This is a genomic window from Nocardia sp. NPDC004568 (genome assembly GCF_040609955.1).
Classification (GTDB): Bacteria; Actinomycetota; Actinomycetes; order Mycobacteriales; family Mycobacteriaceae; genus Nocardia.
This window is the reverse complement of record NZ_JBEXLL010000069.1, coordinates 12,080-38,094: the sequence shown is the minus strand read 5'-3', so window position 1 is coordinate 38,094 and position 26,015 is coordinate 12,080. Positions and strand designations below refer to the sequence as shown.

Genomic DNA, 26,015 nt, shown 5'->3' with positions numbered 1-26,015 from the left:
GTTTCGGCCTCGAAAGCGCCGCGCGAAGCGCAAGTCTCGAGGCCGAAACGGCGAGACCAAGGGGGCCTCAACCCCGCGCGCGCCAGCGCGCCAAAAACACAGACCTTTGTGAGTAGGTCCGCGCTCTCGCGTTTGTGAGTAGGTCCGCCCCCTCACCTTCCCGGTGAGGTTTGGACCCGGCCGCAGTGCTCATGCTGGCGTGGGGCGACTCCAAGCGTTACTGTGTCAATCGGTAACACAAAGGAGTGTGTCTTGATGCGTGCGACGATGCCGAAGGCCCTCACCGCCCTCGCCCAACAGATCGAGGGGCTGTTCGAGGTGCACCGTGCCGGGCTGCGCACCCGCGGCGGATACCGCGATCCCGCCTTGAATCCGCCGAGCGCCGAGCACCGGGTCATCGATGTGCGTGCCGAGGACGGCGCCCGGCTCAGGGTGCACGCGTACGGGCCGGACGACGCCCAGCCGGTGGTACTGATCCACGGCTGGACCTGCTGCCTCGAATACTGGAACCCGCAGATCAACGCCTTCGCCGGACGGTACAAGGTGATCGCCTTCGACCTGCGCGGGCACGGTGAGAGCGAATTCGGCGAACCGGACCAGCTGGACTGTCATCTGCTGGCCGACGACCTCTGCGCGGTACTGGACGCGGTGTTGCGGCCGGGGCAGCGGGCGGTACTGGTCGGGCACAGCCTCGGCGCGATGACGGTGCAGGCCTGGGCCGGGAAGTATCCACAGCGGGTGGTGGACCAGGCCGCGGCGGTCCTGCTGGCGAACACCGGGCCGCATTCGCTGGTCGCCGAGACCACGGTGGTGCCGTTCTTCAACCGGCGGCTGCCACTGCTGAACCGGGTGGTTCCGTTGCCGGCCTGGCTCGGTCGCCACGGGCTCGGCGCCCGCATCGTCTTCCCGCCGGTGGCCGTGGTGCGGTGGATCTTCGCCCGGCAGATCATGAGCCTGGCGGCGGACCCGGAGGCGATCGAGTTCGGGATGAATATCGTGCGCTCGTGCCGGTCCCGGATCCGTTCGGAGTTCGGGCTGCTGCTGGCGGAGATGGACCTCGGGGACGCGGCCCGCCAACTGGTGGTGCCGACCACGGTGGTGGCGGGCACGGCGGATGATATGACTCCGGCGGTGCACGCCGAACAGATCGCCGCCTGGCTCCGGGAAACCGGCAATCTAGTACAGTTCGTCCTGCTGCCCACCGGGCACCTGGGCAATCTGGAGGAGATCGACCGGTTCAACGCCATCCTCGATCAGGTCCTGACCTCGGTGCGTGAACCGGCCGAAGCCACCGGCTGAGTCGCTCAGGAGAACACGACGGTGCGGCGTCCGTGGACCAGCACCCGGCTCTCCAGATGCCAGCGCAGGCCGCGCGCCAGCACCACTCGCTCGATATCGCGCCCCTCGCGCACCATATCGGTCACGCTGTCGGCGTGGTCGACGCGAATGACGTCCTGTTCGATGATCGGGCCCGCGTCCAGTTCGGCGGTCACGTAGTGGCAGGTCGCGCCGATGAGTTTGACCCCGCGTACGAATGCCTGATGGTACGGGCGGGCGCCGACGAACGAGGGCAGGAAACTGTGATGGATATTGATGGCCCGGCCCGCCCAGTGTTCGCACAGTCGCTCGGGTAGGACCTGCATGAACCGGGCCAATACGACCGCGTCCGGGGAATGGGAGTCGACCAGTTCGCGGACCTGCTCGAAAGCCGGTCCGCGCTCGGCCGGGTCCTTCGGGAAGGGCACATGGTGGAACGGGATGCCGTGCGCCTCGGTGATCGCCGCGAGGTCGAGGTGGTTGCCGATCACGGCCTCGATGGTGGCCGGGAGTTCCCCGGAGGTCGCGCGGCCGAGCAGGTCGTGCAGGCAGTGTCCCTCCTTGCTCACCAACAGCACCGCGCGGCGGCGCACGCCCGAATCGTGGACCTGCCATTCGGTCTCCGGGCCGAGATCGGTGGCGACCCGCTCGAAGCGGCTGCGCAGCTCCTCCACTCCGAACGGCACGGTGGAGGCCTTGATGGACTGTCTGGTGAAGAACCAGCCGGTCTCCAGATCGGAGTGGTAGCCGGCCTCCACGATCGAGCCCCCGAATTCGGCGATGAACGAGGTGATGGCGGCAATGATGCCGGGGCGGTCGGGACAGCCCAGGGTCAGTACGTATTGCCGGCCGTCGGGAGTGGCAGCTGCGGAAACCATGAGGTCATCCTGACAGGGAGCCCGGCGGACGGAGAGCGCGACTCCGCGGTTGCGGCCGGCAGGGCCGCGGGGGGACCGGCCGGCCGCCGCGCAGCGGCACGGTCACAACTCGTAGAAGGGTTCGGCGTAACGGAATTCGCCGATTATCTGGGAGTCGTAGGCGCTCAACGGCCGGATCTGGAAGTGGCTGGCCCATTCGGGCCGGTCGGGGACCAGACCCAGCCGCTCGGCCGGCTGGAAGCCGAACCGGGGGTAGTAGTCGAGGCTGCCGAGCAGACCGACGAGTGGTTCGTCCAGGGCGTCCGCGGCACCGAGCGCGGCATGCATCAGCGCCGAGCCGACGCCACGGCTCTGCAGGTCGGGCAGCACCCCGAGGGGGCCCAGCGCCAAGACGGGGAACGGCCCCACGGTGGCCCGGGTGACGCAGACATGTCCGACCACGGTCTCACGGTCGACCGCCACCATGGACAGGGTCGGAATCCATCCCGGATCGGTGCGCAGACGAGCCAGTAGCGCGACCTCCGGCGGCGCCTCGCCCGGGGCGACCGTGCCGCCCGCGGGGCCATCCGCCGCATAGTGCGGTGCGAAGGCGCTACGGTGCACGGCTGCGACAGCGTCGGCGTCGACGGCTCGTTCGCGGCGGATCAGCAACATCGTCCTCTCGTCGGAAGGCGATACGAGTGTGCGCGAGGAGCCCGAGGCGCGCAACGGAATTCGCCCGCGGTGTGCCAGACTTTCGTCCCATGGCCGATTCCAAGTCGCTGACCAGGTCCGAGGTGGCCGCAATGATCGACCACACACTGCTCGCCCCGGAGGCGACGAGCGCGGATGTTACCGCCTTGGTGGCCGAGGCCCGGGAACTCGGCGTGTACGCGGTGTGCGTTTCGCCGTCCGTGCTGCCGATACAGGCTCCGGGCCTGGCGGTGGCGACCGTCGCGGGATTCCCCTCCGGAAAGCACCATTCGCTGGTGAAAGGGGCGGAGGCCCGGCTCGCGGTGGACCAGGGGGCGGGCGAGGTCGATATGGTCATCGATATCGGTGCGGCGGTCGCGGGTGATTTCGACGCGGTACTCGCCGATATCATCGTCGTGCGCGAGGCGATCTCGGAACGCGCGCTGCTGAAAGTGATCATCGAATCCGCCGCGCTGTCCGACGAGGCGATCGTCGAGGTGTGCCGCACGGCCGAGCGGGCGGGCGCCGATTTCGTGAAGACTTCCACCGGTTTCCATCCCGCCGGTGGTGCCGATGTACGCGCGGTGCGGTTGATGGCCGAGACCGTCGGCGGGCGGCTGGGAATCAAGGCGAGCGGCGGTATCCGTACCGCCGACGCGGCCGCCGAGTTGATCGCGGCGGGCGCCACCCGCCTCGGGCTCTCCCGATCCCGGGACGTGCTGGACGGGTTCCCCGCCTGACGGTTCGCGGCGCTCAGCAGCTCGCATCGCCTTCGGCGGCGGGCAGTTCGGTGGGGCCACCCCGCAGGTCCACCTGGATACCGTCGGCGGTGACCCGCAGGTCGGTCGGTTGCAGGCCCATCGGGTATGTCTGCAGGCTCTCGGTCATCAGGTCGACCACCCCCTGGGCCAGATCGTCGGGCACTCCGATGCCGAGGAATTGCGCCTGGGCCACATCGATATCGACTGTGCCGTCCTGGATCCGCGGGGTGAGTTGCATGGCTCCGAAACCGCCGAGCACCTTCATGGTGAGCTGTCCGGTGTCGGGATCGGACTGCACATCGCTGACCAGGCCATCAAGTGTCTGGGAGATCCCGGAGTTGCTCCAGCTGACGTCGGCGTCCGAGCTGCCGACCGAGCTGCCGCTGTTGCTCCCCTTGGCCATCTGGATATTGTGGAACTGGGCGTGGACCTGCATATCGACGGCCGGGCCGAATTCGCCGCCCACGCTGTCGACGTCCATTCGCGAGAGCTTCCCGTCCAGCCAGGTGACGAGGAGGGGTTTCGCGCCGAAGCCGACATCGATCTGGGAGCCCATCTCTTTTTCGAACTGCGAACTGATGCAGCCCGCGATCCGGTGTCGCGCATAGGCCTCGCCGCCGATCAACGCCGCCACCACGAGCACGATCACGGTGAGTACGGCGATCACGACGGTCCGGCGGCCGACCTTCGGTGCAGGCAGGGACTTGGTGGACATGGTTGAGATTCTTCACGATGATTCTGTGCCGGCTCTGTGGGGCGGTTATGGGCAGACGGTGAAGGTTGCGACGTCAGCGGGGGTCGGAGGCTCGAATTTGTGATATGGATCACAAATTTTGTTCCGCCTGTCCGGCGGGCGCGACCATCCGCCACGGGACGCTGAGCACATTGTCGCGCAGCCGGCGGCGGAAATCGTGTACCGGAAAACCCTGCGCCCGCAGCAGGTCGGCCGCCGCGCGCCAGCGCACCCGTGGTCCGAAGACGGCCAGCGGTGCGGTGTGTGCCCACGCCCGGTCGGCCGCGCCTAGCAGGTCGTGCACCCGTTCGCCGGGCACATTGCGGTGGATCAGTGCCTTCGGCAGACGTTCGGCGAGATCGGAGGGACGCTCGACGGTGAACGGATCCCACGCGAGGGTCAGAGTGCGCGGACCCGAGCGGTCCAGAACCACCCAGGCGCATCGGCGGCCGAGTTCGTCACAGGTGCCCTCGACCAGCAGTCCGCCCGGCGCGAGACCGCCCAGCACGGTGTCCCATGCCTGCGCGACGGCGGACTCCGGATACTGACGCAGCACATTGAACGCGCGGACCAGCACCGGTCGCAGTCCGGCCAGTTCGAACCCGCCCCTGGCGAAAACGACGCCGTCGCGGGCGGGGACGACCCGGGCGGGGTCGATCTCCAGTCCGACCACCCGTACATCGGGGCGGACCGTACGCAACCGCGCGGCCAGTTCCAGTGTCGTCCACGGCTGCGCCCCGTACCCGAGGTCCACCACGAGCGGATCGGCGGCACCGCGCAGCACCTCGGCGATCCGCGGATCACCGGTCAGCTGGCGGTCACTGCGGCGGAGTCGATTGGTCCCGGTCGTGCCCCGGGTGACGGTGCCGAGCGGAACACTCAGCCGGCCGGTTTTTGCTCGTCCAGCCATTTCTGGGTCACTTCGGCCTCGGCGCGGAACAGATCCACCAGGTTCACCAGCATGAGCTGCTCGAGTCGCGGTCCGACCATCGGAATGAACACTTTCGCCTCCGAGGACATCCGCATGGTGCACCCGGTGTCGGTGGGGAACAGGCGGGTGGTGCCGGTGAGACTGCCGGGCCCGGCCGGGATGGACGCCGAATACTTGCCCTCCACCTCCGGCCCGAACGGTCCGAAGCTCTCCTTGCGGGTGATGACCATATCCTTGCGCATCACCGACTGCGCGATCTCCGGCAGCGTCTCGCGCGGCAGGATGTGGTGCAGCACCACCTCGATACCGTCCTCGTTCGCATCGAGGCTGATGACCTCGTTCGGCGAGTACTTCCGCATCTCGACCATCCGGGCCTCCCAGTAGTCCCGGTTGGTCAACGCCGCGTACAGCTCTTTGGTGGTGTGCAGCGGGTAGCGGGCGGAGTAGTCCAGTCGGCGAGCCATGCGCGGTAGGTTACCGTCCGTATTCTCCGGTTCCGTGGGAGGCCGGGTCGCCCCGGCTCGCATGCGACGGTGGGAGCGGACGGCGGGCCGCTACGGCTGTCCGGCGATCCAGGTATCGGTGAACTCGGTCTCCTCGGCGAGCAGTTGGGTGAGCCGTTCCCCGATGGCCTCCTCGATCTTGCGGCCGAACAGCGGAACCTTCACCTCGATCGTGCCGGAGATCTCGGCGACCGCGCCGGCGGGTTCGTCGGTGGCGGTGATGGAGCCGCGGACCTCGGCCGGAGCCCCCTCGACCCGCGCCTCGAAACTCCCGGTGGTGCCGGCCCAGAGTTCGGTGCGGGGAATGATCAGGTCGCCGGGACGGACAGCGGTGATGGCGGGCGGCAACAGATCGGCGGGGATGGACTGGACGACCTCGACCCGTACCTGCTCACCCTCGACGGACAGCGAGACGAACCGGGCGTCGGGCCCGCCCACCGCGGCGATCCGGTCCTTCCAGTACTGCTCGGTGCGAAATGCCTCGCGCACCGCCGCGACCGGATGAGAGTAGCGAGCCGTATACGCCAGCGCTGTAGCCATGACCGAACACGCTACCGTCTGGTCGTGCGAACTTCTCGGGCTGTCCCTGCGGACGAACTGCGGCAGATGCTGGCCGGAACGGGCGCGATCGTGCGGTCGGCGGTACCGCTGGCGGAGCTGACCACGCTGCGGGTCGGCGGCCCGGCCACGGTCGCCGACTGCGCCACCACCGAGTCGCTGGTGGCGACGGTGCGCGCGCTCGACGCCGCCGAGGTGCCGGTGCTGCTGGTCGCCGGCGGTTCGAACCTGCTGGTCTCCGACGACGATGTGGCGTCGGTGGTGGTTCGTGTCGCGACCGAAGAAGTCGAATTCGCGGCCGGCAGCGTTATAGCGGAGGCGGGCGCGAACTGGGACGGTGTGGTGGCCGCGAGTGTGCGGGCCGGGTTCGGCGGGCTGGAGTGCCTGTCCGGGATCCCCGGGTCGGCGGGGGCCACCCCCGTGCAGAATGTGGGCGCCTACGGCGTCGAGGTCGACCGGCTGCTGCGCCGGGTGCGGTTACTGGACCGGGCCACCGGGGAGATCGACTGGGTGACCCCGGACGCTCTCGCCTTCGGCTACCGGACCAGTCGGTTGAAACACAGCGACGCGGCGGTGGTGCTGGCGGTGGAGTTCACGCTGCGCCCCGACGGTACGAGCGCGCCCCTGCGCTACAAGGAGCTCGCACAGCGACTGGGTGCCACGGAAGGGGAGACCAGGCCCGCCGCGGCCGTCCGCGAAACCGTGCTCGGGCTGCGGGCGGGGAAAGGAATGGTGCTCGATCCCGCCGACCACGACACCTGGAGCGCCGGGTCGTTCTTCACCAACCCGGTCGTGCCCGACGCCGAGGTGGACCGGGTCCTGGCGGCCATCCGCGACCGGCTCGGCGATGTGCCGGTGCCCACCTATCCGGGGGTCGGCGGGGTGAAATTATCCGCGGGCTGGCTGATCGAGCGCGCCGGCTTCGCCAAAGGCTTCCCGGGGCCGGACGCGCCCGCGCGGCTGTCCACCAAACACACCCTCGCCTTGACCAACCGCGGTGACGCCACGACCGCCGATGTCGTCGCGCTCGCCCGGACGGTTCGGGACGGGGTGGCGGAGCGGTTCGGGGTCGTACTGGTGCCGGAACCGGTCACCGTGGGGGTGGAGCTGTAACCGACGCCGGATGCCTGACCGCTTCGGTGAGCACGTTACCCACAGGCACCGTGAAGCCACTGGTCCTCGGCCCGGGCAATGTTCCGGTGATCACCGACCCCGCCGAGGCCGCGGCGGATATTCCGCTGACCGCGTTGTCGGCGATAACGCACGCCGCCGACCCGCGTATCAATGCCATACTGAAGGCGCTGGCCACCGCACTGCGCGGAGAGGACGCCGACGATCTCGCGATCTTCGGTGAACTGACCGAACTCGGCCTCGGCAATACCCCGGCCGCAGACATCTGGAGACAACTGATGACCGTGGACCTGTCGTTCTTCCGTTCCCCCACCGCTGAGAGGCTTCGCGCCGAGGGGCGTTCCGAAGGGCGTTCCGAGGGTATCGCCGGCAGCATCCTGCGTGTTTTGGAGCGGCGCGGCCTGGCGGTCGACGACGAGACGCGACAGCGTATCCGGACATGTTCGGATGTCGAGGTGCTGCAGTGCTGGCTCGATCGCGCGGTGGTAGCCGAGACGGCGGACGAGCTCTTCGCCTGATCGGTACGTGCGCATGGCGGACCGCACGGCCGTCACGTCGGCGCGACTCGGGTCGTGCGCGCCGGGTGCCGGAGGCACGGCGAGTTTCCGGACACCGGGGCTGCCCGGACCTCTCGGGAAGCGGATAGTCGCTCAGGTGCGGCGGGCGAAGCGGCCCGGGTCGGCCTGGTCGCGGGGTTTGACGATGATCTGGTCCAGGTTGACGTGCGAGGGGCGGCTCGCGGCGAAGGCCACGATCTCGGCGATGTCCTGGGCGACCAGCGGGTCTATGCCCTGGTAGACCGCGGCCGCGCGGTCGGTGTCGCCGTCGAAGCGGACCAGGGAGAATTCGGTCTCCACCGCGCCGGGCGCGATTTCGGTGAGCCGGACCGGTTGTCCGAGGAGTTCGCCGCGCAGCGTCCGGTGCAGGACGGCCTGCGCGTGTTTGGCCGAGGTGTAACCCGAACCGTTGTCGTAGGCGTGGAAGGCGGCGACCGAGGTGATGGTGACGATGAGGCCGTCGCCGGAGGCGATCAGTTTCGGCAGCAGCGCCTTGGTCATCCGCAGGGTGCCCAGGACGTTGGTCTCCCACATCCAGCGCCAGTCGTCGAGGTCGGCCTCGGCGACCGTGGCCAGGCCCTTGGCGCCGCCGGCATTGTTGACCAGGACGTTCGCGGTCTCGATCGCGTCGGTGAAGGCGCGGACCGATTCGTCTGAGGTGACATCGAGTTCCACCGCCGTGCCGTCGATCTCGTCGGCCAGCGCCCGCAGCCGGTCGACCCGGCGGGCACCCACGTATACGTGGTACCCCTGTTTCGCGAGTTCCCGGGCGGTGGCTTCGCCGATACCCGAGCTGGCCCCGGTGACAACAGCGGTGCGAGTGCTCATGACCCCGATCCTATGATGCGCTCATGGCTATACGGGAAGCGCGCAGTGCGGACGGGACCGGCATCGTCTACCGGACAGGCGGCCCCGCGGACGCGCGGCCGCTGGTGCTGGTGCACGGCTGGTCGGCGGATCTGCGCTGCTGGGGTCGGGTGTTCGACGATCTCGCCACCGATTTCCGGGTGGTGGCTGTCGATCTGCGGGGGCACGGATACTCGGATGCCCCCGTCTCGGGCTACGACGACTCGAAGAACTGGGCCGCCGATATCGCCGCGGTGCTGGCCGCCGAATCGATCGACTCCGCTGCGCTGTTGCTGGGGTGGTCCTACGGCGGGATCGTGATCAGCGACTATCTCGCCGAGTACGGCACCGGCGCGGTCGCCGGCGTCGTCTATACCGGGGCCATGGCCAATATCGGCCGGGGGGTGCCGGGTGCCGAGGTCGGGGAGTCGATGCAGCAGGCGATCCCCAGCGTGTTCGAGGAGAGCCCGGGCCGGGCGGTGCGCGGTTTCTCCGCCTTCGGGAACGCCAACACCGGACCGGGCACGGACAAGGGGCCGGACGCGCAACGGTTGTTCGGCGCGAGCCTGGCGACGCCGCCGTTCGTGCGGAAGGCCCTGTTCTACCGCTCGGTGGACAATACGGAGACCTTGCGCACTCTCGACGTTCCCGTTCTGGTGCTGCACGGTTCGGCGGATCCGGTGGTGCCGGTGGCCGACGGGCGCTATATCGCCGCGACCGCGCCGCTGGGCCGGGCCTCGATCTGGGAAGGCGCTCAGCACGGGCTGTTCATCGAGGATCCGGCGCGGTTCTCGGACGAGATCCGCAAGTTCGCCGCCGACTGCGATGCGAAGTCCTGATTGTCCGTGACGAGCGCTTTCACCGGTCTGTCCGGCTCGGCTCCCGGTGGCGGCGACGGCACGCCGCAGCCCGCGGGAGGTGCCGAATCCGCCAGGTGTGATCACTTTCACGACCGGGGAAGGACGGGCCGGGCTGCCGCGTTGCACCGTGCAGTATGGACATCGTGAGTCAACGCCCGGACCGACGGCCGAACCGTATCGCCGTACTGACGGTGCACACCTCACCACTGGCACAGCCCGGTACGGGCGATGCCGGCGGCATGAACGTCTATGTGCTCCAGACCGCTCTCCAGCTGGCCCGGCGGGGGACCGAGGTGGAGATCTTCACCCGTGCCACCTCCTCCGATCTGCCGCCGGTGCAGGAAGCCGCGCCCGGGGTCCTGGTGCGCAATGTGGTCGCCGGGCCGTTCGAGGGTCTGGACAAACACGATCTGCCGACCCAGCTGTGTCCGTTCACCGCGGAGGTGCTGCGCCAGGAAGCCCGGCACCTGCCCGGCTACTACGACCTGGTGCATTCGCACTACTGGCTGTCCGGGCAGGTGGGCTGGCTCGCCCGGGACCGGTGGCGGGTCCCGCTCGTGCACACCGCGCATACGTTGGCCGCGGTGAAGAACGCGGCCCTCGCCGAGGGCGATTCCCCCGAACCTGCCACCCGGGAGATCGGGGAGAAACAGGTCATCGCCGAGGCCGACAGGCTCACCGCCAACACCGGGCGGGAAGCGCGTGACCTGGTGGAACTGTACGGTGCGCTGCCCGACCGGATCGATATCGTGCCGCCGGGGGCGGATCTGACCCGGTACCGCCCGGGCGACCGGGCGGTAGCGCGTACCGAGCTCGGCTTGTCCGGGCACGAGGAGATCGTGGCCTTCGTGGGCCGGATCCAGCCGTTGAAGGCGCCCGATGTGCTGGTGCGGGCGGTCGCCGAGGCGCTGCGGCGGCGGCCGGGCCGGCCGCTGCGCGCCCTGATCGTCGGCGGTCCCTCGGGCACCGGCCTGGAGCGCCCGGACGCGCTCATCGAACTGGCCGCCGAACTCGGGATCGCCGACCATGTCACCTTCCTGCCGCCGCAGCCGCCCGACCGGCTGGTGCAGGTGTACCGGGCCGCCGACCTGGTCGCCGTACCGAGCTACAACGAATCCTTCGGGCTCGTCGCACTGGAGGCGCAGGCGAGCGGGACCCCGGTGCTGGCGGCCGCGGTCGGTGGGCTGGGCACCGCGGTCCGGCACGAGCACAGCGGCCTGCTGGTGGCCGGGCACCGCACCCCGGACTGGGCCGGTGCGCTGGAATACCTGCTCGACGACCCGCGGCGGTTGCGGACGCTGGGTACGCAGGCCGTATCGCACGCGGCGGCCTTCTCCTGGGCGCATACGGCCGAGAAGCTGCTGGACAGCTATACCGCCGCGCTCACCGGAACCGGTCACGCTCCCGCTATCCTCGGCGAGAGCCAGGCCAGATCGCGGGCGCTGTGGCGGCGCCGGACGGGAGTGCGCAGATGAGCGAGGCATCGGCCACCGCGCGGGTCATCGAGGAGACACTGCGGGACCGCGAGATCGAATACACCCATCCCGGCGACGAGGTGTTCGTCGCCGTGCTTCCGGGTGAGCGGAAACTGAAGACCAATGTGATGCTGACCGTCGGGGCGCACGGGGTGCGTTTCGAATCGTTCGTGTGCCGTAAGCCGGACGAGAATTTCGAAGGCGTCTACAAGTATCTGCTGCGGCGCAATCGGCGGCTCTACGGTGTCGCCTACACCATCGACAAATTGGGCGATATCTATCTGGTGGGCCGCGCGGCATCCCACGCGGTGACGGCCGAGGAACTGGACCGGATCTTCGGCCAGATCCTCGAGGCGGTGGACGGGGATTTCAATACGCTGCTCGAGCTCGGTTTCGCCGAATCCATTCGCAAGGAATGGAAGTGGCGGGTCTCGCGCGGTGAATCACTGAAGAATCTGCGTGCCTTCGAGCATCTGGTCGATTCGGCCGATTCGAACTGATCTGCGGTCAGTGGGAACCGACGCGCTCGATCAGGTCGAGCAGTTCGGTCCGCCGGTGCCGGAGATCGTCGAGTTTGCCGTCCAAGGCGGTGAGTTCGGCGCGCAGCGTGGGTTCCATACACGGCTCGACATCATCGGCACCGCCGCAGGCGCAGTCGAGCACATCGTTGATCACCCGTATCGGTAGCCCGGCGGCGAGCAATCGGCGGATCCGGTCGACGTCACGGATCGCGGTCTCGGGATAGCGGCGGTATCCGTTCGCGGTCCGTTCCGGCGTCAGCAGCCCGCGTTCCTCGTAGTAGCGGAGCAACCGCTGACTCGTCCCGGTCGCCGCCGCGAGTTCGCCGATACGCATGCAGTCCTCCTCGTCGCCGCTGTGGTGGAACAACCACGGCCGGGCCCCGGTGATTCCGGTATTGACCTTCACACCGTGTGAATGTGGACGGTTGAGGTCATGCGAACCGATTTTCTTGTGGACAGCGGGCGCCGGGTGCGGCGCATCGGCCTCGGCACCATGCGGATGGCGGATCGGCCCGATCAGCGTGGCGGTCCCACCGCGCCCATCTGGGCGCCGCCCACCGACCGAGCAGAGCTGATCGGCTTTCTGCGGGGCGCCGTGGAGGCGGGCGTGGACATGTTCGACACCGCCGATGCCTACGCGCTCGGCGCGGGTGAGGACTTGCTGGCCGAGGCCCTCGCACCGGTCCGGTCGGAAGTGATCATCGCGACCAAGATCGGCAACACGCGTCCCTCACCGCAGGAGTGGGTTCCGGTAGGCCGCCCGGAATTCCTGCGCCAGCAACTGGAAATGAGCCTGCGGCGATTGCGCACCGATCGGATAGATCTGCTCTACCTGCACCGAATCGATCCGACGGTGCCGCTTGCCGACCAACTCGGCGTCCTCGACGAGGCCCGGCAGCTCGGGAAGGTCGGCGCGATAGGAATCTCCGGTGTGAATGCCACGCAACTCGCGCGGGCGCGGGCGCTCGCTCCGATCAGCGCGGTCCAGAACAACTACAGCATCGGCGACCGCACCCACCACGATATCGTCGAGCTCACCCGGGCCGCGGGCATCGCCTTCGTCGCGTATTTCCCGCCGATGCTCGGTGCCGCGGCCGACGACCCACGAGTCGCCGAGATCGCCGCCGCGCACGGTGTTTCGATCACCAGGCTCGCGCTGTCCTGGTTGCTGCATCGCGGCGACCACGTACTCGCGATTCCGGGCACCACGCACCCGGCGCATCTGAAGGACAATCTGGCCGCAGCCGAACTCGAACTCGGAGCCGGCGAGATCACCGCGCTCGATTCGGTATTCGAGGAGACCCGATGACCGTTCATATCGCCCAGCTCGACGGGCGTCACGCGACCGCGGCGGAGTTGGCGCCCCTGGCGTTCGCCGGATACGCCCATTTCACCGCGGCGCAGGTGCGTGACGGCCGGATTCGCGGCCTCGACTTGCATCTCGATCGGCTCCGGGACGCTTCCGAGTACTTCTTCGGGCGGGCGCTACCGGACGACCGGGTCGGTGGATATCTCCGCGCCGCGCTGGACGCGAGCCCGGCCGATGTCTCGCTGACCGCCACCGTCTTCTCCCGGCCGGGCGAGTTCGTGGCGGCCGACGACGCGCTGTCGGTGTTGGTGCGCACCGGACCGCCCGCGTCCGGCCCTACGGGCCGCTGGCGTTGGCGGCCGTGGAATACGAGCGTCCGGTGGCCCGGGTGAAGCACGTCGGCGAAGTGGCCAAGACCTACTACCTGCGCAGAGCTGTCGCACAGGGGTTCGACGACGCGGCGTTCGTCGATCGCGCGGGCCGTTTCAGTGAGGCGACCATCTGGAACCTGGCGTTCTGGGACGGTGACTCGGTGGTCTGGCCCGAGGCGGAGATGCTGCTCGGCACCACGATGGGCATCGTGCGCAGGCAACTCGAACGGCTCGGTGTGCCGCAGCGGACCGCGCCGGTGACCCCCGGCGCGGTGGCCGGTCTGGCGGGGGCGGTGGTCATGAATTCGTGGACGCCCGCGGTGCCCGTCCACCGGATCGGGACCACCGAGCTGCCGCCGGCACCCGATTTCGCGGAGTTGCTGCACCGTGCCTACTCGGCGGAGCCGCCGGTCTCGCCCTGAACCGGGAATGAACCGGCCGGGGGCGCGGTAGAAGAACACATGAGACTCGACGATTCCGCTCGCGCGTTCATCGGCGCCGGTGCCGACGCGACGCTGGTCACCCTGAATCCGGATGGAAGTCCGCAGGTCAGCGTCGTGTGGGTGGCGCTACAGGACGGTCCGGACGGAGACGAACTGGTCGCCGCGCACCTGAGCGAACACCGCAAGGTCCGTAATGTGCGTCGTGATCCCCGGGTGGCGGTCACCATTCTGGCCGCGGAGAAAGGTGAGGTCATGCGGCCGTTCCTGGCGATCACCGGGACGGCGCGCATTGTCGAGGGCGGGGCTCCGGAGCTGTTGACCGAACTCGCGAAGACGCTGGCGAGCCCCGGCGCGGCTTTCCCACCACCGGATGCCCCACCCGGCTTCCTCACCCGGATCCGGATCGACAAGGTGAGCGGTATCGGTCCCTGGGCCTCCTGAGCGCCGACCGCGCACGCACCCGGGCCGCGGGATCGCCGAACACGGTCGCCGATGAGTGACAATCACCTTCGGCGGATCGGATCTTCGGGAGGCACGGTGGCGGTTCTGGCGCTGGATATCGGGGCGACGAAGTTCGCCGCCGGGCTGGTGGACCGTGCGGGCGGCGTCGGGGCGGTGCGGCGGGTGCCGGTGCCGGCCGACAGAGTGTGGCAGGCGTGCGCCGGACTGCTCCGCACGGTAGCGGCCGGTGCCGCGGTGACGGCGGTCGGGATCGGATCGGCCGGCCCGGTGGATGTTCCGGCCGGTATCACCCGCGCACTCAATATTCCCGAGTGGCGCGACGGGTTCGCGATCGTCGCGGCGGTGGCCGAGCTGTTTCCCGGCGCCACCGTGCGTTTCGCCCTCGACGGCGCGTGTCTGGCATTGGCCGAACAGCGTTCGGGTGCCCTGCGCGGGCTCCGGAACGGGCTGGCGATGACCGTATCGTCGGGGATCGGCGGCGGCATCCTGGTCGACGGCCGGGTATCGGTGGGGCGCACCGGCAACGCCGGGCATATCGGTCATCTCGTGGTCCCCGGGTGGGATGTGCCGTGCGCGTGCGGCGGTCACGGCTGCCTGGAAGCGGTGGCGAGCGGAATGTCGTCGGCGCGGTGGGCGCGGGAGCAGGGTTGGACCGGCGCGACCGGCGCGGACCTCGCGCGCGACGCCCGGGCCGGCGACGCCATCGCGCGGGACGCGTTGGCGCGGGCCGGTACCGCGCTGGGGACGGCGATCAGCTCCGCGGCCGCGCTGCTCGATGTGGACACGGTGGTGGTCGGTGGTGGTTTCGCGGCATCGGGGGAACTGCTGTGGGCGCCGCTGCGGGCCGCGGCCGCGCGGCACGCGGGTCTGGATTTCATCCGGCGGCTGCGGGTGGAGCCGTCCCGTCTCGCGGAGGGCGCGACGCTGCACGGCGCGGCCGTACTCGCCGCAGGTTTGTCCGAGTCGGCGTAGCGGGTGGTGGGCCGTCGGCCGCCCCGAGGGGTACGCGCGGCCGGTACCGGGCCATGGCAGGATGGCCCGCATGACGAACACCCTCGTTTTGCTGCGCCACGGCGAGAGCGAATGGAACGCCCTGAACCTGTTCACCGGCTGGGTGGACGTGCATCTCACCGACAAGGGCGTCGCCGAGGGCAAACGGGCCGGTGAACTCCTGGCCGAGCACGGCATCGCGCCCGATATCGTCTACACCTCGCTGCTGCGCCGCGCGATCTCGACCGCGAACATCGCCTTGGACGCCGCGGATCGGCACTGGATCCCGGTGGTGCGGGACTGGCGCCTCAACGAACGCCACTACGGCGCGCTACAGGGAAAGAACAAGGCCCAGATCCGTGACGAGTACGGCGAGGACCAGTTCATGCTGTGGCGGCGCAGCTACGACACCCCGCCGCCGCCGATCGAACTCGACGACGAGTACAGCCAGGCGGGCGATCCGCGCTACGCGGATATCGAGGTCCCGCGTACCGAGTGCCTGCTCGATGTGGTGAACCGGATGGTCCCGTACTGGGAGTCGACCATTTCGCGGGAACTGCGCGGCGGAAAGACCGTGCTGGTCGCGGCGCACGGTAATTCATTGCGCGCGCTGGTCAAACATCTCGACCGGATCTCGGACGAGGATATCGCCGGACTGAACATTCCCACCGGTATTCCGCTGCGCTACGAATTGGACGACGATCTGCGTCCGATTCGGCCCCGGGAGTACCTGGATCCGGAGGCCGCGGCCGCTGGTGCGGCCGCCGTCGCGAGCCAGGGCGGCAAGTAACCCGATCCACGGCGCCGCGACCCGAAACGGGTTGCGGCGCTTTTTCGTACGGGTCCGGAAAATCGTCGGATCCTGTGACCGGAAACCGAATACGCCGATTCTCGTTGTGCTGCAACACGGCCCCGGTACGGAATCGCCGGAAAGGCCTGTTGCCGCCCCGGTCCGAATCTCATTACCCGCCGGTAACACTGTGTAAGCTCTCGGACATCCGATCAGTCCGAGAGATGGATCACGACCGATGAAGTTTGTGATACGAGCCACGGTGGCACTGGCCGCCACGGTGCTGCTGGCACCGCTGCTCGGCGGCAGTGCCGGTGCCGCGCCCGCGGTCTCCGGTCCCGACGGCGGAGCGGCCGGGGCGCAGTGGGCCGCCACCCATGACGGACCCCAGCAGTACCCCGGTATCGACATCACCTGGGATGTGCCGATCACCATGAGCGACGGCACAGTCCTGAAGGCGAATGTCTACCGCCCCGCCGACGCCGCCTCCCGGCCGGTCGACACCCGGCTGCCCGTACTCGTCGAGATGACGCCGTACACGAAACTGGTCGCGAACCTGATCGACCACATGGGGTCGGTGCCGGGGCTCTCCGACGCGGTCTCCCAGCTGGCCCGGGATATCGATATGACCGGCACCCCGCTGTCCGGCCTGACCGATCTCACCAAGGCGCTCGGCGGTGGGGCCATGCGTAATTTCGCGGTCGACCGGCAACTGGTGAAGAGCGGTTACGTCCAGGTGGTGGTGGATGTCCGCGGGACCGGGTTCTCCCAGGGGGTCTGGGATATGTTGCGGCAACGCGAGCAGGCCGACACGGTGGAGGTCATCGACTGGGCATCGCGCCAGCAGTGGTCGGACGGGCAGGTCGGGATGACCGGCATGTCCTATTCCGGGATCAACCAGCTGCAGGCCGCCGAGAAACACCCGCCGGCGCTGAAGGCCCTGTTCCCTGTGGTGCCGGGGAGCGACCTGGCGCAGGACGTGCTCATGCCCGGCGGGGGCTTCGGCTTCGCCTTCATCCCGCTGTGGATGACACTGATCAACGCGACCAAGTGGGTGCCGGATGTGCAGTCGATGGTGAACGGCACCTTCGATCAGCGGTGGCTGAGCGACCGGCTGGCCTCACCGTTCACCTACCTGGACGTGTTCCTCAACGCCTACACCACACCGCGCGTGGAGGATCTCGATCCGCGGTTGCAGGAGATGATCCGGGGCGACAGTCCCGACCGGCAGGCCTGGCTGGGCGATCCCGCGCAGATCGAGGTCCCGACCTTCGTGACCGGGGGCTGGCACGATCTGTTCACCTACTCCGAGTCCCAGGTCTACAACGCCATGCCGCTGCCCCCGGGGCAGAAGCAGTTGCTGATGGGCGATACCTATCACATCAATTCCGGTAGCGAATCCGGTCGGCCCGGGCTGCCGCCGCGCCTGGACGTACTGCAGCGCGCCTGGTTCGACAAATGGCTCAAGGGCATCGACAACGGCATCGATCGGTACGGTCCGGTGACATTGCGCCAGCAGGGCGGCGGCTGGGTGACCCGCGACGGGTTCGGCGAGAGCGCGCCGGCGGATCAGGCGGCCGAGTACCGGCGGATGTACCTCTCGGCCGCGCCCAGCGGCACCGGCGGGCACAGCGTGCACGACGGTTCGCTGGTGGCCGCCGCCGACAGTTCCGCCCGGCTGACCGTCGCGCCGGGACTCACCGGTCTGTGTTCCAACGACGGTGGGCAGGCGACCGCGGGTGTGGTCGCGGTGATCAACGCCTGTGGCGCGGACTCCCGGATCCAGGAGTCGAACGGGTTGACCTTCACCAGTGCACCGGTGACCGAGGCGGTGGAGATCTCCGGACCGATGGCCGTGCATCTGCAGACGGTGCAGGACGCGGCCGACGGCTACTGGTCGGTGACGGTCAACGATGTGGCGCCCGACGGGCAGTCCCGGGTGCTGTCCTCCGGCCAGCTGATGGCTTCGCTGCGCGAGATCGATGATTCCCGGAGCAGTCGGTCGGCCAACGGCGACTACACCGACCCCAGGCCGTACACCACGCTCGAGAACCGGCGGCTCACGGTGCCCGGGGAGGTGACCACACTCGATATCGCGGTGCCCGCCATCGAAGCGAAGCTGGAACCCGGGCATCGGCTGCGGGTCGATGTCTACGCGGGCAACGCGCCCAAGGGCGTGCCGCCGCTGCCGATGCTTCTCGACACCGGGCTGAAGCCGCAGCACGTTCAGCTCGACCCGGACCGGCCGAGCTTCGTGAACCTGCCGGTGCGTGGTGATCCCGGTTGGTGAACGGCGACTGTTCGCCGGCGCGCCGGCGCGTGCGGGGATGATTCCCCGGGGCTCGGCCCGGCGCGGTGCCTCGCTCGACACGAACCCCCTTGTGTCCCAGACGCAATGGGGTTCGTCGGCGTTTCCGGGCCGGGAACACGCCCGGGAAGATCGAAACCTGTTCGCTGCCGAACAACACGTAAACGTCCGGCGAACGACGACGTAATCGCCCGTGACCTGCACGAAACTTCACCGACCCAGGGTTTGTTCACGCGTCGTCGACCGTACGATTCTTGATGTGAGCGTTCCCCAGGCCGTACTGCTGGCAGTCCTGGCGGCTGTTGTCGGACTGGCCGTCGGTGGCCTCGTCATCCCCTATATGAACGCCCGGCAGGCGCAGCGCCGGCAAGCCGACTCCGGCCTCACCATGTCGCAGGTGCTGGACCTGATCGTGCTGGCCTCGGAAAGCGGTATCGCGGTGGTGGACGAATACCGCGATGTCGTACTGGTCAACCCGCGCGCCGAAGAACTCGGTCTGGTCCGCAACCGGCTGCTCGACGAACGGGCGTGGGTGGCGGTGGAGAAGGTCCTGGCCACCGGCGAAACAGCGGAATTCGACCTCACGGCGGAGAAACCGACCCCCGGCCGGGGGCGGATCGCGGTCCGCGGCCTCGCACGGCCGCTGTCCCCGGAGGAGACCAGCTTCACGGTGCTCTTCGCCGACGACGATTCCGAGCAGGCCCGGATGGAGGCCACTCGCCGCGATTTCGTCGCCAATGTGAGTCACGAGTTGAAGACCCCGGTGGGAGCGATGAGTCTGCTGGCCGAGGCGCTGCTGGAGACCGCGGACGACCCCGACGCGGTCCGGCATTTCGGCCAGCGCGTACTGGCCGAATCCAGCCGTCTCGGCAAGATGGTCACCGAACTGATCGCACTGTCCCGGCTGCAGGGTGCCGAGAAGCTCCCCGAACTCGAGGTCGTCGATGTCGACACGGTGGTCAATCAGGCGGTGGACCGGTCGCGGACCGCGGCCGAAGCCGCCGGGATCACGGTCAGCACCGACCGGCCCAGCGGACTCGAGGTGCTCGGGGACGAAACGCTGCTCATCACCGCGCTGTCGAACCTGGTCGAGAATGCCATCGCCTACTCGCCGCGCGGCTCCCATGTATCGGTGAGCCGGTCGATCCGCGGCTCCTACGTGGCGATGGCGGTGACCGACCGCGGCATCGGTATCGCCAAGGACGATCAGGAGCGGGTCTTCGAACGCTTCTTCCGTTCCGACAAGGCGCGCTCCCGCGCCACCGGCGGCACCGGGCTCGGCCTGGCTATCGTGAAACACGTAGCCGCCAACCACAACGGTGAGATCACCCTGTGGAGCAAACTCGGCACCGGCTCGACATTCACGCTGCGCATACCCGCGCATCAGGAGGCCGACGGCACCGCCGCCGCCGGCCCGCCCGTGCTGACCAAAAGAGAAACCAGCCCGCGCCCCTCGGGCCCGGGCCGAACGAACGGTGTGGAGGCACGCAGATGACCAGTGTGTTGATCGTCGAGGACGAGGAGTCGCTGGCCGATCCACTCGCCTTCTTGCTGCGCAAGGAAGGTTTCGAGGTCACGGTGGTGGGAGACGGTCCCTCGGCGCTCGCCGAATTCGACCGTTCCGGCGCCGATATCGTCCTGCTCGATCTGATGCTGCCCGGTATGAGCGGCACCGACGTCTGCAAACAGCTGCGTACCCGCAGCGGGGTGCCGGTCATCATGGTGACCGCGCGCGACAGCGAGATCGACAAGGTGGTGGGCCTCGAACTCGGCGCCGACGATTACGTCACCAAGCCCTACTCGGCCCGGGAACTGATCGCCCGCATCCGGGCCGTGCTGCGCCGCGGCGCCGGTGACGAACTGGACGCGGGCAGCGAGAACGGTGTGCTGGAGGCGGGTCCGGTACGGATGGACGTGGACCGGCACACGGTGCTGGTGAACGGCAAACCGGTGACGCTGCCGTTGAAGGAATTCGACCTGCTCGAATATCTGCTCCGCAATTCGGGCCGGGTGCTGACGCGCGGCCAGCTCATCGACCGGGTGTGGGGCGCGGACTATGTCGGCGACACCAAGACCCTGGATGTACACGTGAAACGGTTGCGGTCGAAGATCGAGGCCGATCCGGCCCGGCCCGAACACCTGGTCACCGTGCGTGGCCTGGGATACAAACTCGAGGCCTGACCGGGCGTTCAGGGGAAATAGACCCAGACCTCGCCCATCGGCGTATCGCTGCGGTGCAGTGGTGCCCAGCCCAGGCCGTCTTCCTGCGCGCAGTCGTAGAACGGCACCGCTGCCCCGTCACCGCGGCAGACGATGCTGCGTCCGGTCCCGTGCGGGCTGAGCACGAGATGTCGGCCCGCGTCCCGGGCCGCCGACGAGTTCGGATCGCCGAGCGGGATGAACTCGGCGGTCCGATCGGTGAACTGATGCGGGTCGGCCGCGGGTTCGGCGCCCGCGCCGCCGGCCGCGGCCGCGCCGGCGACACCGAGCACCGTCAGCGCCGACATAGTGGCCGGCCATCGCGTCCAAGGGCTCCGCGCCATGCTGTTCTCCTGTTATCGCAGGTCCAGACCGAGTATTCGGGTGGGGCGTACCGCCTGGCCGTGCTCCTTCGCCTCCTTCGTCCGAGCCTTGCGGCGCGCCCGGGTGGTCGCGGGATGTTCCGCGGCGGCCCCCGAGCCCGGCCGGCTCTGCAACTGCCGCTCGAGTTCCCGGTAGGCCGGTTCGCCGATCAGTTCGATCAGTTCGGCGCGGTAGGTCTGCCAGACCGGTCGCTCCCCGATATGGGCATCGGGCGATCCGGAGCAGTACCAGTCCAGATCCACCCCGCCCGGGCCCCAGCCGCGCCGGTCGTATTCGGTGATCACGGTCCGTAGGATCTGCACACCGTCGGGACGGTCCACCCATTCCTGGGTTCGGCGGATGGGCAGCTGCCAGCACACGTCGGGTTTCACGGTATGCGGTTCCAGGCCCCGGCGTGCGGCCATGACGTGCAGTGCGCACCCCGGGCCGCCCGCGAAATCCGGCCGGTTCTGGAAGATGCACGCCCCGTCGACCCGGCGGGTGCGCTCGGCCGGCTGACCGTCGAGCTCGTCGGTCTCCAGATAGGTCTTGCGGCTGATCTTGCCCTGCTCGTCGCGCGCCTCGTCCATCAGCTGCCAGTCCTCGGCGGTCAGCATCGTCACCGCCCGGCGTAGCCGCTTGCGATCGTCGGAGTCGGAGAGGAACGCGCCGTGTGTGCAACACCCCGCGTCCGGCATATCGGCCAGGATGCCCTGGCAGGCGGGGGTCCCGAAAACGCAGGTCCAATGAGAGGTCAGCCAGGTGAGGTCGGCCGCGATCAGATGTTCGTCGTCGGCGGGGTCGACGAACTCGAGCCACTCGCGCGGGAAGTCGAGTGGTACTTCCCGGCTCGGCCGCATCTTCGGCATCGGAAGATCGGTCGGAGCGGGGACGGAGTCGTTCGCGGCAGCGCCTGACGTCACAACCCTCAACGCTAACACCACAACCGGGTCGCCTGGCGTTCAGGTTCACCAAGTACCGTGTCCGTGTGCGTCTAGGTGTCCTCGATGTCGGAAGCAACACCGTTCACCTGCTGGTGGTGGACGCGCATCGGGGTGGCCATCCCATGCCGATGAGCTCCACGAAGGAGTCGTTGCGGCTCTCGGAGAACATGGACGACGGGGGCCGGATCACCGCGGTGGGCGCGCAGAAACTGGTCGATACGGTGGCCGATCTGGCAAGTCTGGCCGCCACGTCGGGATGTGCGGAACTGATGGCGTTCGCGACGTCGGCGGTACGCGAGGCGACCAACTCCGACGAGGTCCTGGCCCGGGTGCGGGCGGAGACCGGGGTGGACCTACGGGTGCTGGCCGGGGCCGACGAGGCCCGGCTGACCTTCCTGGCGGTACGCCGCTGGTACGGCTGGAGCGCGGGCCGGATCGTCAACCTGGATATCGGCGGGGGTTCCCTCGAGCTGAGCAGCGGCGTGGACGAGGAACCGGAGGTCGCGTTGTCGCTCCAGCTGGGGGCCGGTCGGCTGACCCGCAAGTGGTTACCGGAGGATCCGCCGAGCAAACGGCGTATCGGCATCCTCCGCGATTGGCTCGCCGCCGAGATGGTGGATCCGGCCAAACAGCTCGCGGAAGCGGGTGGGCCCGATCTGGCGGTGGGCACCTCCAAGACCTTCCGTTCACTGGCCAGGCTCACCGGCGCGGCGCCCTCGGGCGCCGGTCCCCGGGTCCGCCGGACGCTGACGAGTTCGGGCCTGCGCCAGCTGATCGCGTTCATCTCCCGGATGACCGCTTCCGATCGCGCCGAACTGGAAGGTGTCAGCGCCGATCGATCCCGGCAATTGGTGGCGGGAGCGCTCGTGGCCGAGGCCGCGATGCGCGCGCTTTCCCTCGATACGCTGGAAATTTGTCCGTGGGCGCTGCGCGAAGGGCTGATCCTGCGCAAACTGGATACCGATATGGATGGTGGACCACTGACAACGAGCGCATCGAACGCGACGGCCGGGAACGGTTCGACGCCCGGCGGCGCGACGTCGGCGGGCCCGATCGAAACGGTGCCTTCATGAGCAGGAACTCCAATCAACTGTCGGTAGCCGAGCTGCTGGCCCGCAACGGAGCGCAGCCGGCCGCGGCCGGCGGTCGGCGGCGCCGCGGCGGGCGCGGGCTCTCGGTCGACGACCTCTCCGGTGATCTGCCGGTCGTCGAACGCAACGGTTCGGCCCATGCGGCTCCCGACGAAGCCGACGAGGAGTACGCGGCCGAGGCGGGTGATCCGGCGAGTGGCGGCTTCGGTGCGCAGGACTATGGGAGCGAGCCGGTTTCGTATGCCGCCCCGGATCCGAACAACTCGCCGATATCGGGCCCGATCACCGTCTACAACCCGCTCGAGCCGTATCCGCCGGGTCCCGCCGGGGACGGCGCCCCCGCCCGGCTGCCGGACCCCTATGCGAGCGGCCGCGAGCAGCTTCCGCCCGCGGACGAGTCGCCACGTCGCGGTGGCCGCCGGCGCCGGGCGGAACCCGACGACGATTTCGCCGCTTTCGCGGACGACCCGGGCGCTGCCGGCCAGCCGAATCAGCCCTGGGAGACCGGCCCGCCGACACCCGGTGGTGGGCGGGCCGCGCGCCGGCGCGCCGCGGAAGCCGCCGAAGCCGCCGCCGCGGCGGAGTCCGCGCCCGCCGAGCCGGAGATTCCCGCGGGATACGATCTCCCGCCCGGTCCCGGTGATTTCGGCCGGCCGTCCGCCCCGGAATTCGGTGGACCGGACGCCGGCCCGCCCTGGCCGGGCCAGAGCTTCGACGGTCCGCCCCGGCTGGGCCCGCCCGGCGCCGCTCCACCGACCGAGGCGTGGCAGGCACCCGACACGGCCGACGATCCGCGTCCCAAGCTCGAGCGCCGCCGGCGCGGTGCGCGGCCGCTGCCGGAGCCCGCGTCCTATCCGGACTCGGCCGACCAGCCGAACGGGGACCAGCCCACCACCGTGTGGTCGCCGGCCGACCAGGGCATGCGACTGCGCGCCGGACTGCAGGGACTGGAGACACCCCCGCACGATGCTCCCGATTTCGGTGGCCCGGGTCTCCGCAACGGCCGGTCGGCGGGGCCGATGCCACCGCCGCCCGCTCCGGATTTCGGGGCGGAGCAGGGTTTCGGCCCCGCTCCGGGCTTCGGCGCCGATGAGGGCTTCGCCCCTGATCAGGGTTATGGTCCCGACCAGGGTTATGGTCGCGACCCCCGGTTCGGCCCGGATCCGGGTTTCGCGAAGACGGATCTCTTCGCCACCGACGTTCACGGCCCCATGCGGCCGCGTCCCGGCCCCGACATCGCGGGTGAGCGATACGAAACCGGTGAGTTCGAACCGGAATTCGATCCGGACGCCGACGACTACGACGACCCGGACGACACCGCCGGTGGGGAGAACCGCCTCGGCCGTGCCCGTTCGGCGCTGAGCGGAAGATTCGGCGCGGCCGGTGACCGATTCGCCGCCACCAAGGCGAGATTCGGGGCCGGAGCGCGCACCACCGACCGCGAGACGACCGAGGATCCACGCAAACAATGGATGGTGCTCGGCGCGCAGAGTGTGGGTGCGGCGATCGCCGGAATGCTGGCGTTCAAGGGTTTCGAGATGCTGTGGGAGGGGCAGCCGCTCGCCGCGCTCGCGCTGGCGGTCGTGGTGATCCTGGGGCTCGTCGCGCTGGTGCGGATCCTGCGGCGGGGTGACGATATGTTCAGTACCGTGATCGCCGTGGTCGTCGGTGTGTTCGTCACACTGGGTCCGCTGGCATTTCTACTCAGTACCGGCTGAACGAGGCAACAATGGCACGGAATTCTCCCGCGGCCGGCTTGCGGGACGACGGGCAGCGCCACGGCATCAAGGTGGGGCTGTCGACAGCTTCGGTCTATCCGCAGAACACCGAGGCAGCCTTCCGATATGCGGCCGAACTGGGTTACGACGGTGTCGAATTGATGGTCTGGGCCGAACCGGCCAGTCAGAGCATCGGCACAGTACGCGGTTACGCGCGCAAGTACTCGGTGCCGATACTCGCGGTGCACGCCCCCTGCCTGCTGATCTCCCAGCGCGTCTGGGGCGCCGACCCGGTGGCGAAACTGGAACGCAGCGTGCGTACGGCCGAGGCGTTGGGCGCCGACACCGTGGTGGTGCACCCCCCGTTCCGCTGGCAACGCCGCTATTCCGAAGGCTTCGCCGATCAGGTGAGCGAACTCGAAGAACGCAGTTCGGTGGCCGTCGCGGTCGAGAACATGTTCCCGATGCGGGCCGATCGGCTCTTCGCCCGGCGCGCCCGCGATATCCAGCGCCTGGAACGGCGCGGCGGGCCCGGTCTCTCGCTCACCGCGTTCAGCCCCGGCTACGACCCGACCGATATCGGATTCCGGCACTACACCCTCGACCTGTCGCATACCGCCACCGCCGGTACCGACCCGCTGGCATTGGTCACTCGGATGGGCCCGGGCCTGAGTCATCTACATCTGGCCGACGGCCGCGGCGCCGCCCACGACGAGCATCTCGTCCCCGGCGCGGGGACCCAGCCGTGCGCGGCGGTATGCGCCATGCTGGTCCGCAACGGGTTCACCGGCCACGCCGTGGCCGAGATCAACACCCAGGACGCCCGCACCACCACGGCCCGCGCGAACATGCTGGACCGCACCCTCGCCTTCGCGAGGACCCACCTTAACCCGGCGATCAGCCCCCACCCCGACCCCAGCCCGCTCGAGACCCGTTGACCTCGTGCGGCGCAGATCATCCGGAGCGGGCGGAAGGCCCGAGCGGACGTGCGTCGAGCGCTCGATGATCACCGCTCTCCGGACGGCCGACTGCACACGCTCGGTCGCCGCGCCCCTTCGCTCTGTCGTTCCGGGACCGGTGCGGGGCTCGACCTCGGACGCCGGGCGGCCGGAGCGGACCGGAGGTGTGTACGGATGTGTATCCCGACCGGCCTGGGTAGGTTCACAGCGCTGTGAGTGCTCGATGGGCGCCGATCCGCGTACGGCCGGCGCACGCGCCCTCTACGGTCCGCCTGTACCCGGCCTAACCCGCTGTACCAAGATTGACCGGCAGTACGCACCCGCG

The 26,015-nt window shown here is 69.1% G+C and carries 29 protein-coding genes; 19 read left to right on the top strand and 10 right to left on the bottom strand.

The annotated features are described in order from the left end of the window. The first annotated feature begins 255 nt into the window (after positions 1-255). Complete coding sequence (locus tag ABZV91_RS25690; protein WP_355246622.1) at positions 256-1,299, top strand: alpha/beta hydrolase; 1,044 nt, start codon at positions 256-258, stop codon at positions 1,297-1,299. Between the two features lie 5 nt (positions 1,300-1,304). Here the strand turns inward: ABZV91_RS25690 and purU are convergent, their stop codons facing one another. Next, the gene (gene purU / locus ABZV91_RS25685) at positions 1,305-2,195 is read right to left on the bottom strand and encodes a formyltetrahydrofolate deformylase (protein ID WP_355246619.1); all 891 of its coding nucleotides are present in this window, start codon (positions 2,193-2,195) and stop codon (positions 1,305-1,307) included. Positions 2,196-2,297: 102 nt separating this feature from the next. Beyond that, positions 2,298-2,846: an N-acetyltransferase gene (locus tag ABZV91_RS25680; protein WP_355246634.1), complete on the bottom strand. Its 549-nt coding sequence runs from the start codon at positions 2,844-2,846 to the stop codon at positions 2,298-2,300. A gap of 92 nt (positions 2,847-2,938) precedes the next feature. Between ABZV91_RS25680 and deoC the strand changes: the two genes are divergently transcribed. After that, entirely contained in the window at positions 2,939-3,607 is a 669-nt protein-coding gene (deoC, locus tag ABZV91_RS25675; protein ID WP_355246615.1) for a deoxyribose-phosphate aldolase, read from the top strand. Positions 3,608-3,620: 13 nt separating this feature from the next. On the opposite strand, the gene ABZV91_RS25670 is transcribed toward deoC, so the two are convergent. The 4 genes from ABZV91_RS25670 to ABZV91_RS25655 form a co-directional block, all read right to left on the bottom strand. After that, positions 3,621-4,343, bottom strand: coding sequence for a DUF2993 domain-containing protein (locus tag ABZV91_RS25670; RefSeq protein WP_355246612.1), 723 nt, complete (start codon positions 4,341-4,343; stop codon positions 3,621-3,623). Positions 4,344-4,452: 109 nt separating this feature from the next. Further along, positions 4,453-5,271 (bottom strand): class I SAM-dependent methyltransferase, encoded by an 819-nt coding sequence (locus ABZV91_RS25665; protein ID WP_355246609.1) that lies wholly within the window; start codon positions 5,269-5,271, stop codon positions 4,453-4,455. After that, complete coding sequence (locus ABZV91_RS25660) at positions 5,241-5,756, bottom strand: DUF2505 domain-containing protein (RefSeq protein ID WP_355246606.1); 516 nt, start codon at positions 5,754-5,756, stop codon at positions 5,241-5,243. The genes ABZV91_RS25665 and ABZV91_RS25660 overlap by 31 nt, the downstream gene beginning before the upstream one ends. Before the next feature lie 90 nt (positions 5,757-5,846). Further along, positions 5,847-6,335: a DUF2505 domain-containing protein gene (locus tag ABZV91_RS25655; protein WP_355246603.1), complete on the bottom strand. Its 489-nt coding sequence runs from the start codon at positions 6,333-6,335 to the stop codon at positions 5,847-5,849. A gap of 66 nt (positions 6,336-6,401) precedes the next feature. On the opposite strand from ABZV91_RS25655, the gene ABZV91_RS25650 reads away from it, so the two are divergent. After that, positions 6,402-7,466 (top strand): UDP-N-acetylmuramate dehydrogenase, encoded by a 1,065-nt coding sequence (locus ABZV91_RS25650; protein ID WP_355246631.1) that lies wholly within the window; start codon positions 6,402-6,404, stop codon positions 7,464-7,466. Between the two features lie 50 nt (positions 7,467-7,516). Further along, complete coding sequence (locus tag ABZV91_RS25645) at positions 7,517-8,002, top strand: hypothetical protein (protein WP_355246600.1); 486 nt, start codon at positions 7,517-7,519, stop codon at positions 8,000-8,002. 132 nt (positions 8,003-8,134) lie between these two features. Here ABZV91_RS25645 and ABZV91_RS25640 read toward each other — a convergent pair whose 3' ends face one another. Then, positions 8,135-8,869: an SDR family NAD(P)-dependent oxidoreductase gene (locus ABZV91_RS25640; RefSeq protein WP_355246597.1), complete on the bottom strand. Its 735-nt coding sequence runs from the start codon at positions 8,867-8,869 to the stop codon at positions 8,135-8,137. Positions 8,870-8,892: 23 nt separating this feature from the next. Here ABZV91_RS25640 and ABZV91_RS25635 point away from each other — a divergent pair, with 23 nt between their 5' ends. The 3 genes from ABZV91_RS25635 to ABZV91_RS25625 all read left to right on the top strand — a co-directional run bounded on the left by ABZV91_RS25635 (position 8,893) and on the right by ABZV91_RS25625 (position 11,722). Next, entirely contained in the window at positions 8,893-9,726 is an 834-nt protein-coding gene (locus tag ABZV91_RS25635) for an alpha/beta hydrolase (RefSeq protein WP_355246595.1), read from the top strand. A gap of 155 nt (positions 9,727-9,881) precedes the next feature. Continuing rightward, positions 9,882-11,222 (top strand): D-inositol-3-phosphate glycosyltransferase, encoded by a 1,341-nt coding sequence (gene mshA, locus ABZV91_RS25630; RefSeq protein WP_355246592.1) that lies wholly within the window; start codon positions 9,882-9,884, stop codon positions 11,220-11,222. Next, on the top strand, positions 11,219-11,722 hold the full coding sequence (locus ABZV91_RS25625; RefSeq protein WP_355246589.1) for a YbjN domain-containing protein: 504 nt from the start codon (positions 11,219-11,221) through the stop codon (positions 11,720-11,722). The genes mshA and ABZV91_RS25625 overlap by 4 nt, the downstream gene beginning before the upstream one ends. Positions 11,723-11,729: 7 nt before the next feature. On the opposite strand, the gene ABZV91_RS25620 is transcribed toward ABZV91_RS25625, so the two are convergent. Beyond that, complete coding sequence (locus ABZV91_RS25620; protein ID WP_355246586.1) at positions 11,730-12,149, bottom strand: MerR family transcriptional regulator; 420 nt, start codon at positions 12,147-12,149, stop codon at positions 11,730-11,732. Between the two features lie 27 nt (positions 12,150-12,176). Here ABZV91_RS25620 and ABZV91_RS25615 point away from each other — a divergent pair, with 27 nt between their 5' ends. The 9 genes from ABZV91_RS25615 to ABZV91_RS25575 all read left to right on the top strand — a co-directional run bounded on the left by ABZV91_RS25615 (position 12,177) and on the right by ABZV91_RS25575 (position 20,597). Continuing rightward, complete coding sequence (locus ABZV91_RS25615) at positions 12,177-13,052, top strand: aldo/keto reductase (RefSeq protein ID WP_355246583.1); 876 nt, start codon at positions 12,177-12,179, stop codon at positions 13,050-13,052. Further along, the gene (locus ABZV91_RS25610) at positions 13,049-13,444 is read left to right on the top strand and encodes an aminotransferase class IV (RefSeq protein WP_355246580.1); all 396 of its coding nucleotides are present in this window, start codon (positions 13,049-13,051) and stop codon (positions 13,442-13,444) included. Before ABZV91_RS25615 ends, ABZV91_RS25610 begins: the two co-directional genes overlap by 4 nt. Beyond that, the gene (locus tag ABZV91_RS25605; protein WP_355246577.1) at positions 13,414-13,845 is read left to right on the top strand and encodes an aminotransferase class IV; all 432 of its coding nucleotides are present in this window, start codon (positions 13,414-13,416) and stop codon (positions 13,843-13,845) included. The genes ABZV91_RS25610 and ABZV91_RS25605 overlap by 31 nt, the downstream gene beginning before the upstream one ends. A 39-nt stretch (positions 13,846-13,884) precedes the next feature. Continuing rightward, complete coding sequence (locus tag ABZV91_RS25600; RefSeq protein WP_355246574.1) at positions 13,885-14,307, top strand: TIGR03618 family F420-dependent PPOX class oxidoreductase; 423 nt, start codon at positions 13,885-13,887, stop codon at positions 14,305-14,307. A gap of 96 nt (positions 14,308-14,403) precedes the next feature. Next, positions 14,404-15,300, top strand: coding sequence for an ROK family protein (locus ABZV91_RS25595; RefSeq protein ID WP_355246571.1), 897 nt, complete (start codon positions 14,404-14,406; stop codon positions 15,298-15,300). A gap of 70 nt (positions 15,301-15,370) precedes the next feature. Then, a complete protein-coding gene (locus tag ABZV91_RS25590; protein WP_355246568.1) occupies positions 15,371-16,108 on the top strand; it encodes a phosphoglyceromutase in 738 nt (245 codons plus the stop codon). A gap of 238 nt (positions 16,109-16,346) precedes the next feature. Further along, on the top strand, positions 16,347-18,398 hold the full coding sequence (locus ABZV91_RS25585; protein ID WP_355246565.1) for a CocE/NonD family hydrolase: 2,052 nt from the start codon (positions 16,347-16,349) through the stop codon (positions 18,396-18,398). 277 nt (positions 18,399-18,675) lie between these two features. Then, positions 18,676-19,911 (top strand): ATP-binding protein, encoded by a 1,236-nt coding sequence (locus ABZV91_RS25580; RefSeq protein ID WP_355246562.1) that lies wholly within the window; start codon positions 18,676-18,678, stop codon positions 19,909-19,911. After that, positions 19,908-20,597: a response regulator transcription factor gene (locus tag ABZV91_RS25575; RefSeq protein WP_355246559.1), complete on the top strand. Its 690-nt coding sequence runs from the start codon at positions 19,908-19,910 to the stop codon at positions 20,595-20,597. The genes ABZV91_RS25580 and ABZV91_RS25575 overlap by 4 nt, the downstream gene beginning before the upstream one ends. An 8-nt stretch (positions 20,598-20,605) precedes the next feature. On the opposite strand, the gene ABZV91_RS25570 is transcribed toward ABZV91_RS25575, so the two are convergent. Together ABZV91_RS25570 and ABZV91_RS25565 are read right to left on the bottom strand one after the other, a co-directional pair. Then, positions 20,606-20,959 (bottom strand): hypothetical protein, encoded by a 354-nt coding sequence (locus tag ABZV91_RS25570; RefSeq protein ID WP_355246556.1) that lies wholly within the window; start codon positions 20,957-20,959, stop codon positions 20,606-20,608. 12 nt (positions 20,960-20,971) lie between these two features. Continuing rightward, positions 20,972-21,838 carry a hypothetical protein gene (locus tag ABZV91_RS25565; RefSeq protein ID WP_355246628.1) on the bottom strand — a complete coding sequence of 289 codons (867 nt, stop codon included), beginning with the start codon at positions 21,836-21,838 and terminating at the stop codon, positions 20,972-20,974. 128 nt (positions 21,839-21,966) lie between these two features. Here ABZV91_RS25565 and ABZV91_RS25560 point away from each other — a divergent pair, with 128 nt between their 5' ends. The 3 genes from ABZV91_RS25560 to ABZV91_RS25550 are packed head-to-tail and all read left to right on the top strand — an operon-like array spanning position 21,967 to position 25,669. Then, positions 21,967-22,995: a Ppx/GppA phosphatase family protein gene (locus ABZV91_RS25560; protein ID WP_355246553.1), complete on the top strand. Its 1,029-nt coding sequence runs from the start codon at positions 21,967-21,969 to the stop codon at positions 22,993-22,995. Then, a complete protein-coding gene (locus ABZV91_RS25555) occupies positions 22,992-24,731 on the top strand; it encodes a hypothetical protein (RefSeq protein ID WP_355246550.1) in 1,740 nt (579 codons plus the stop codon). The genes ABZV91_RS25560 and ABZV91_RS25555 overlap by 4 nt, the downstream gene beginning before the upstream one ends. Before the next feature lie 11 nt (positions 24,732-24,742). Further along, positions 24,743-25,669: a sugar phosphate isomerase/epimerase gene (locus ABZV91_RS25550; protein ID WP_355246547.1), complete on the top strand. Its 927-nt coding sequence runs from the start codon at positions 24,743-24,745 to the stop codon at positions 25,667-25,669. Positions 25,670-26,015: the final 346 nt, after the last annotated feature.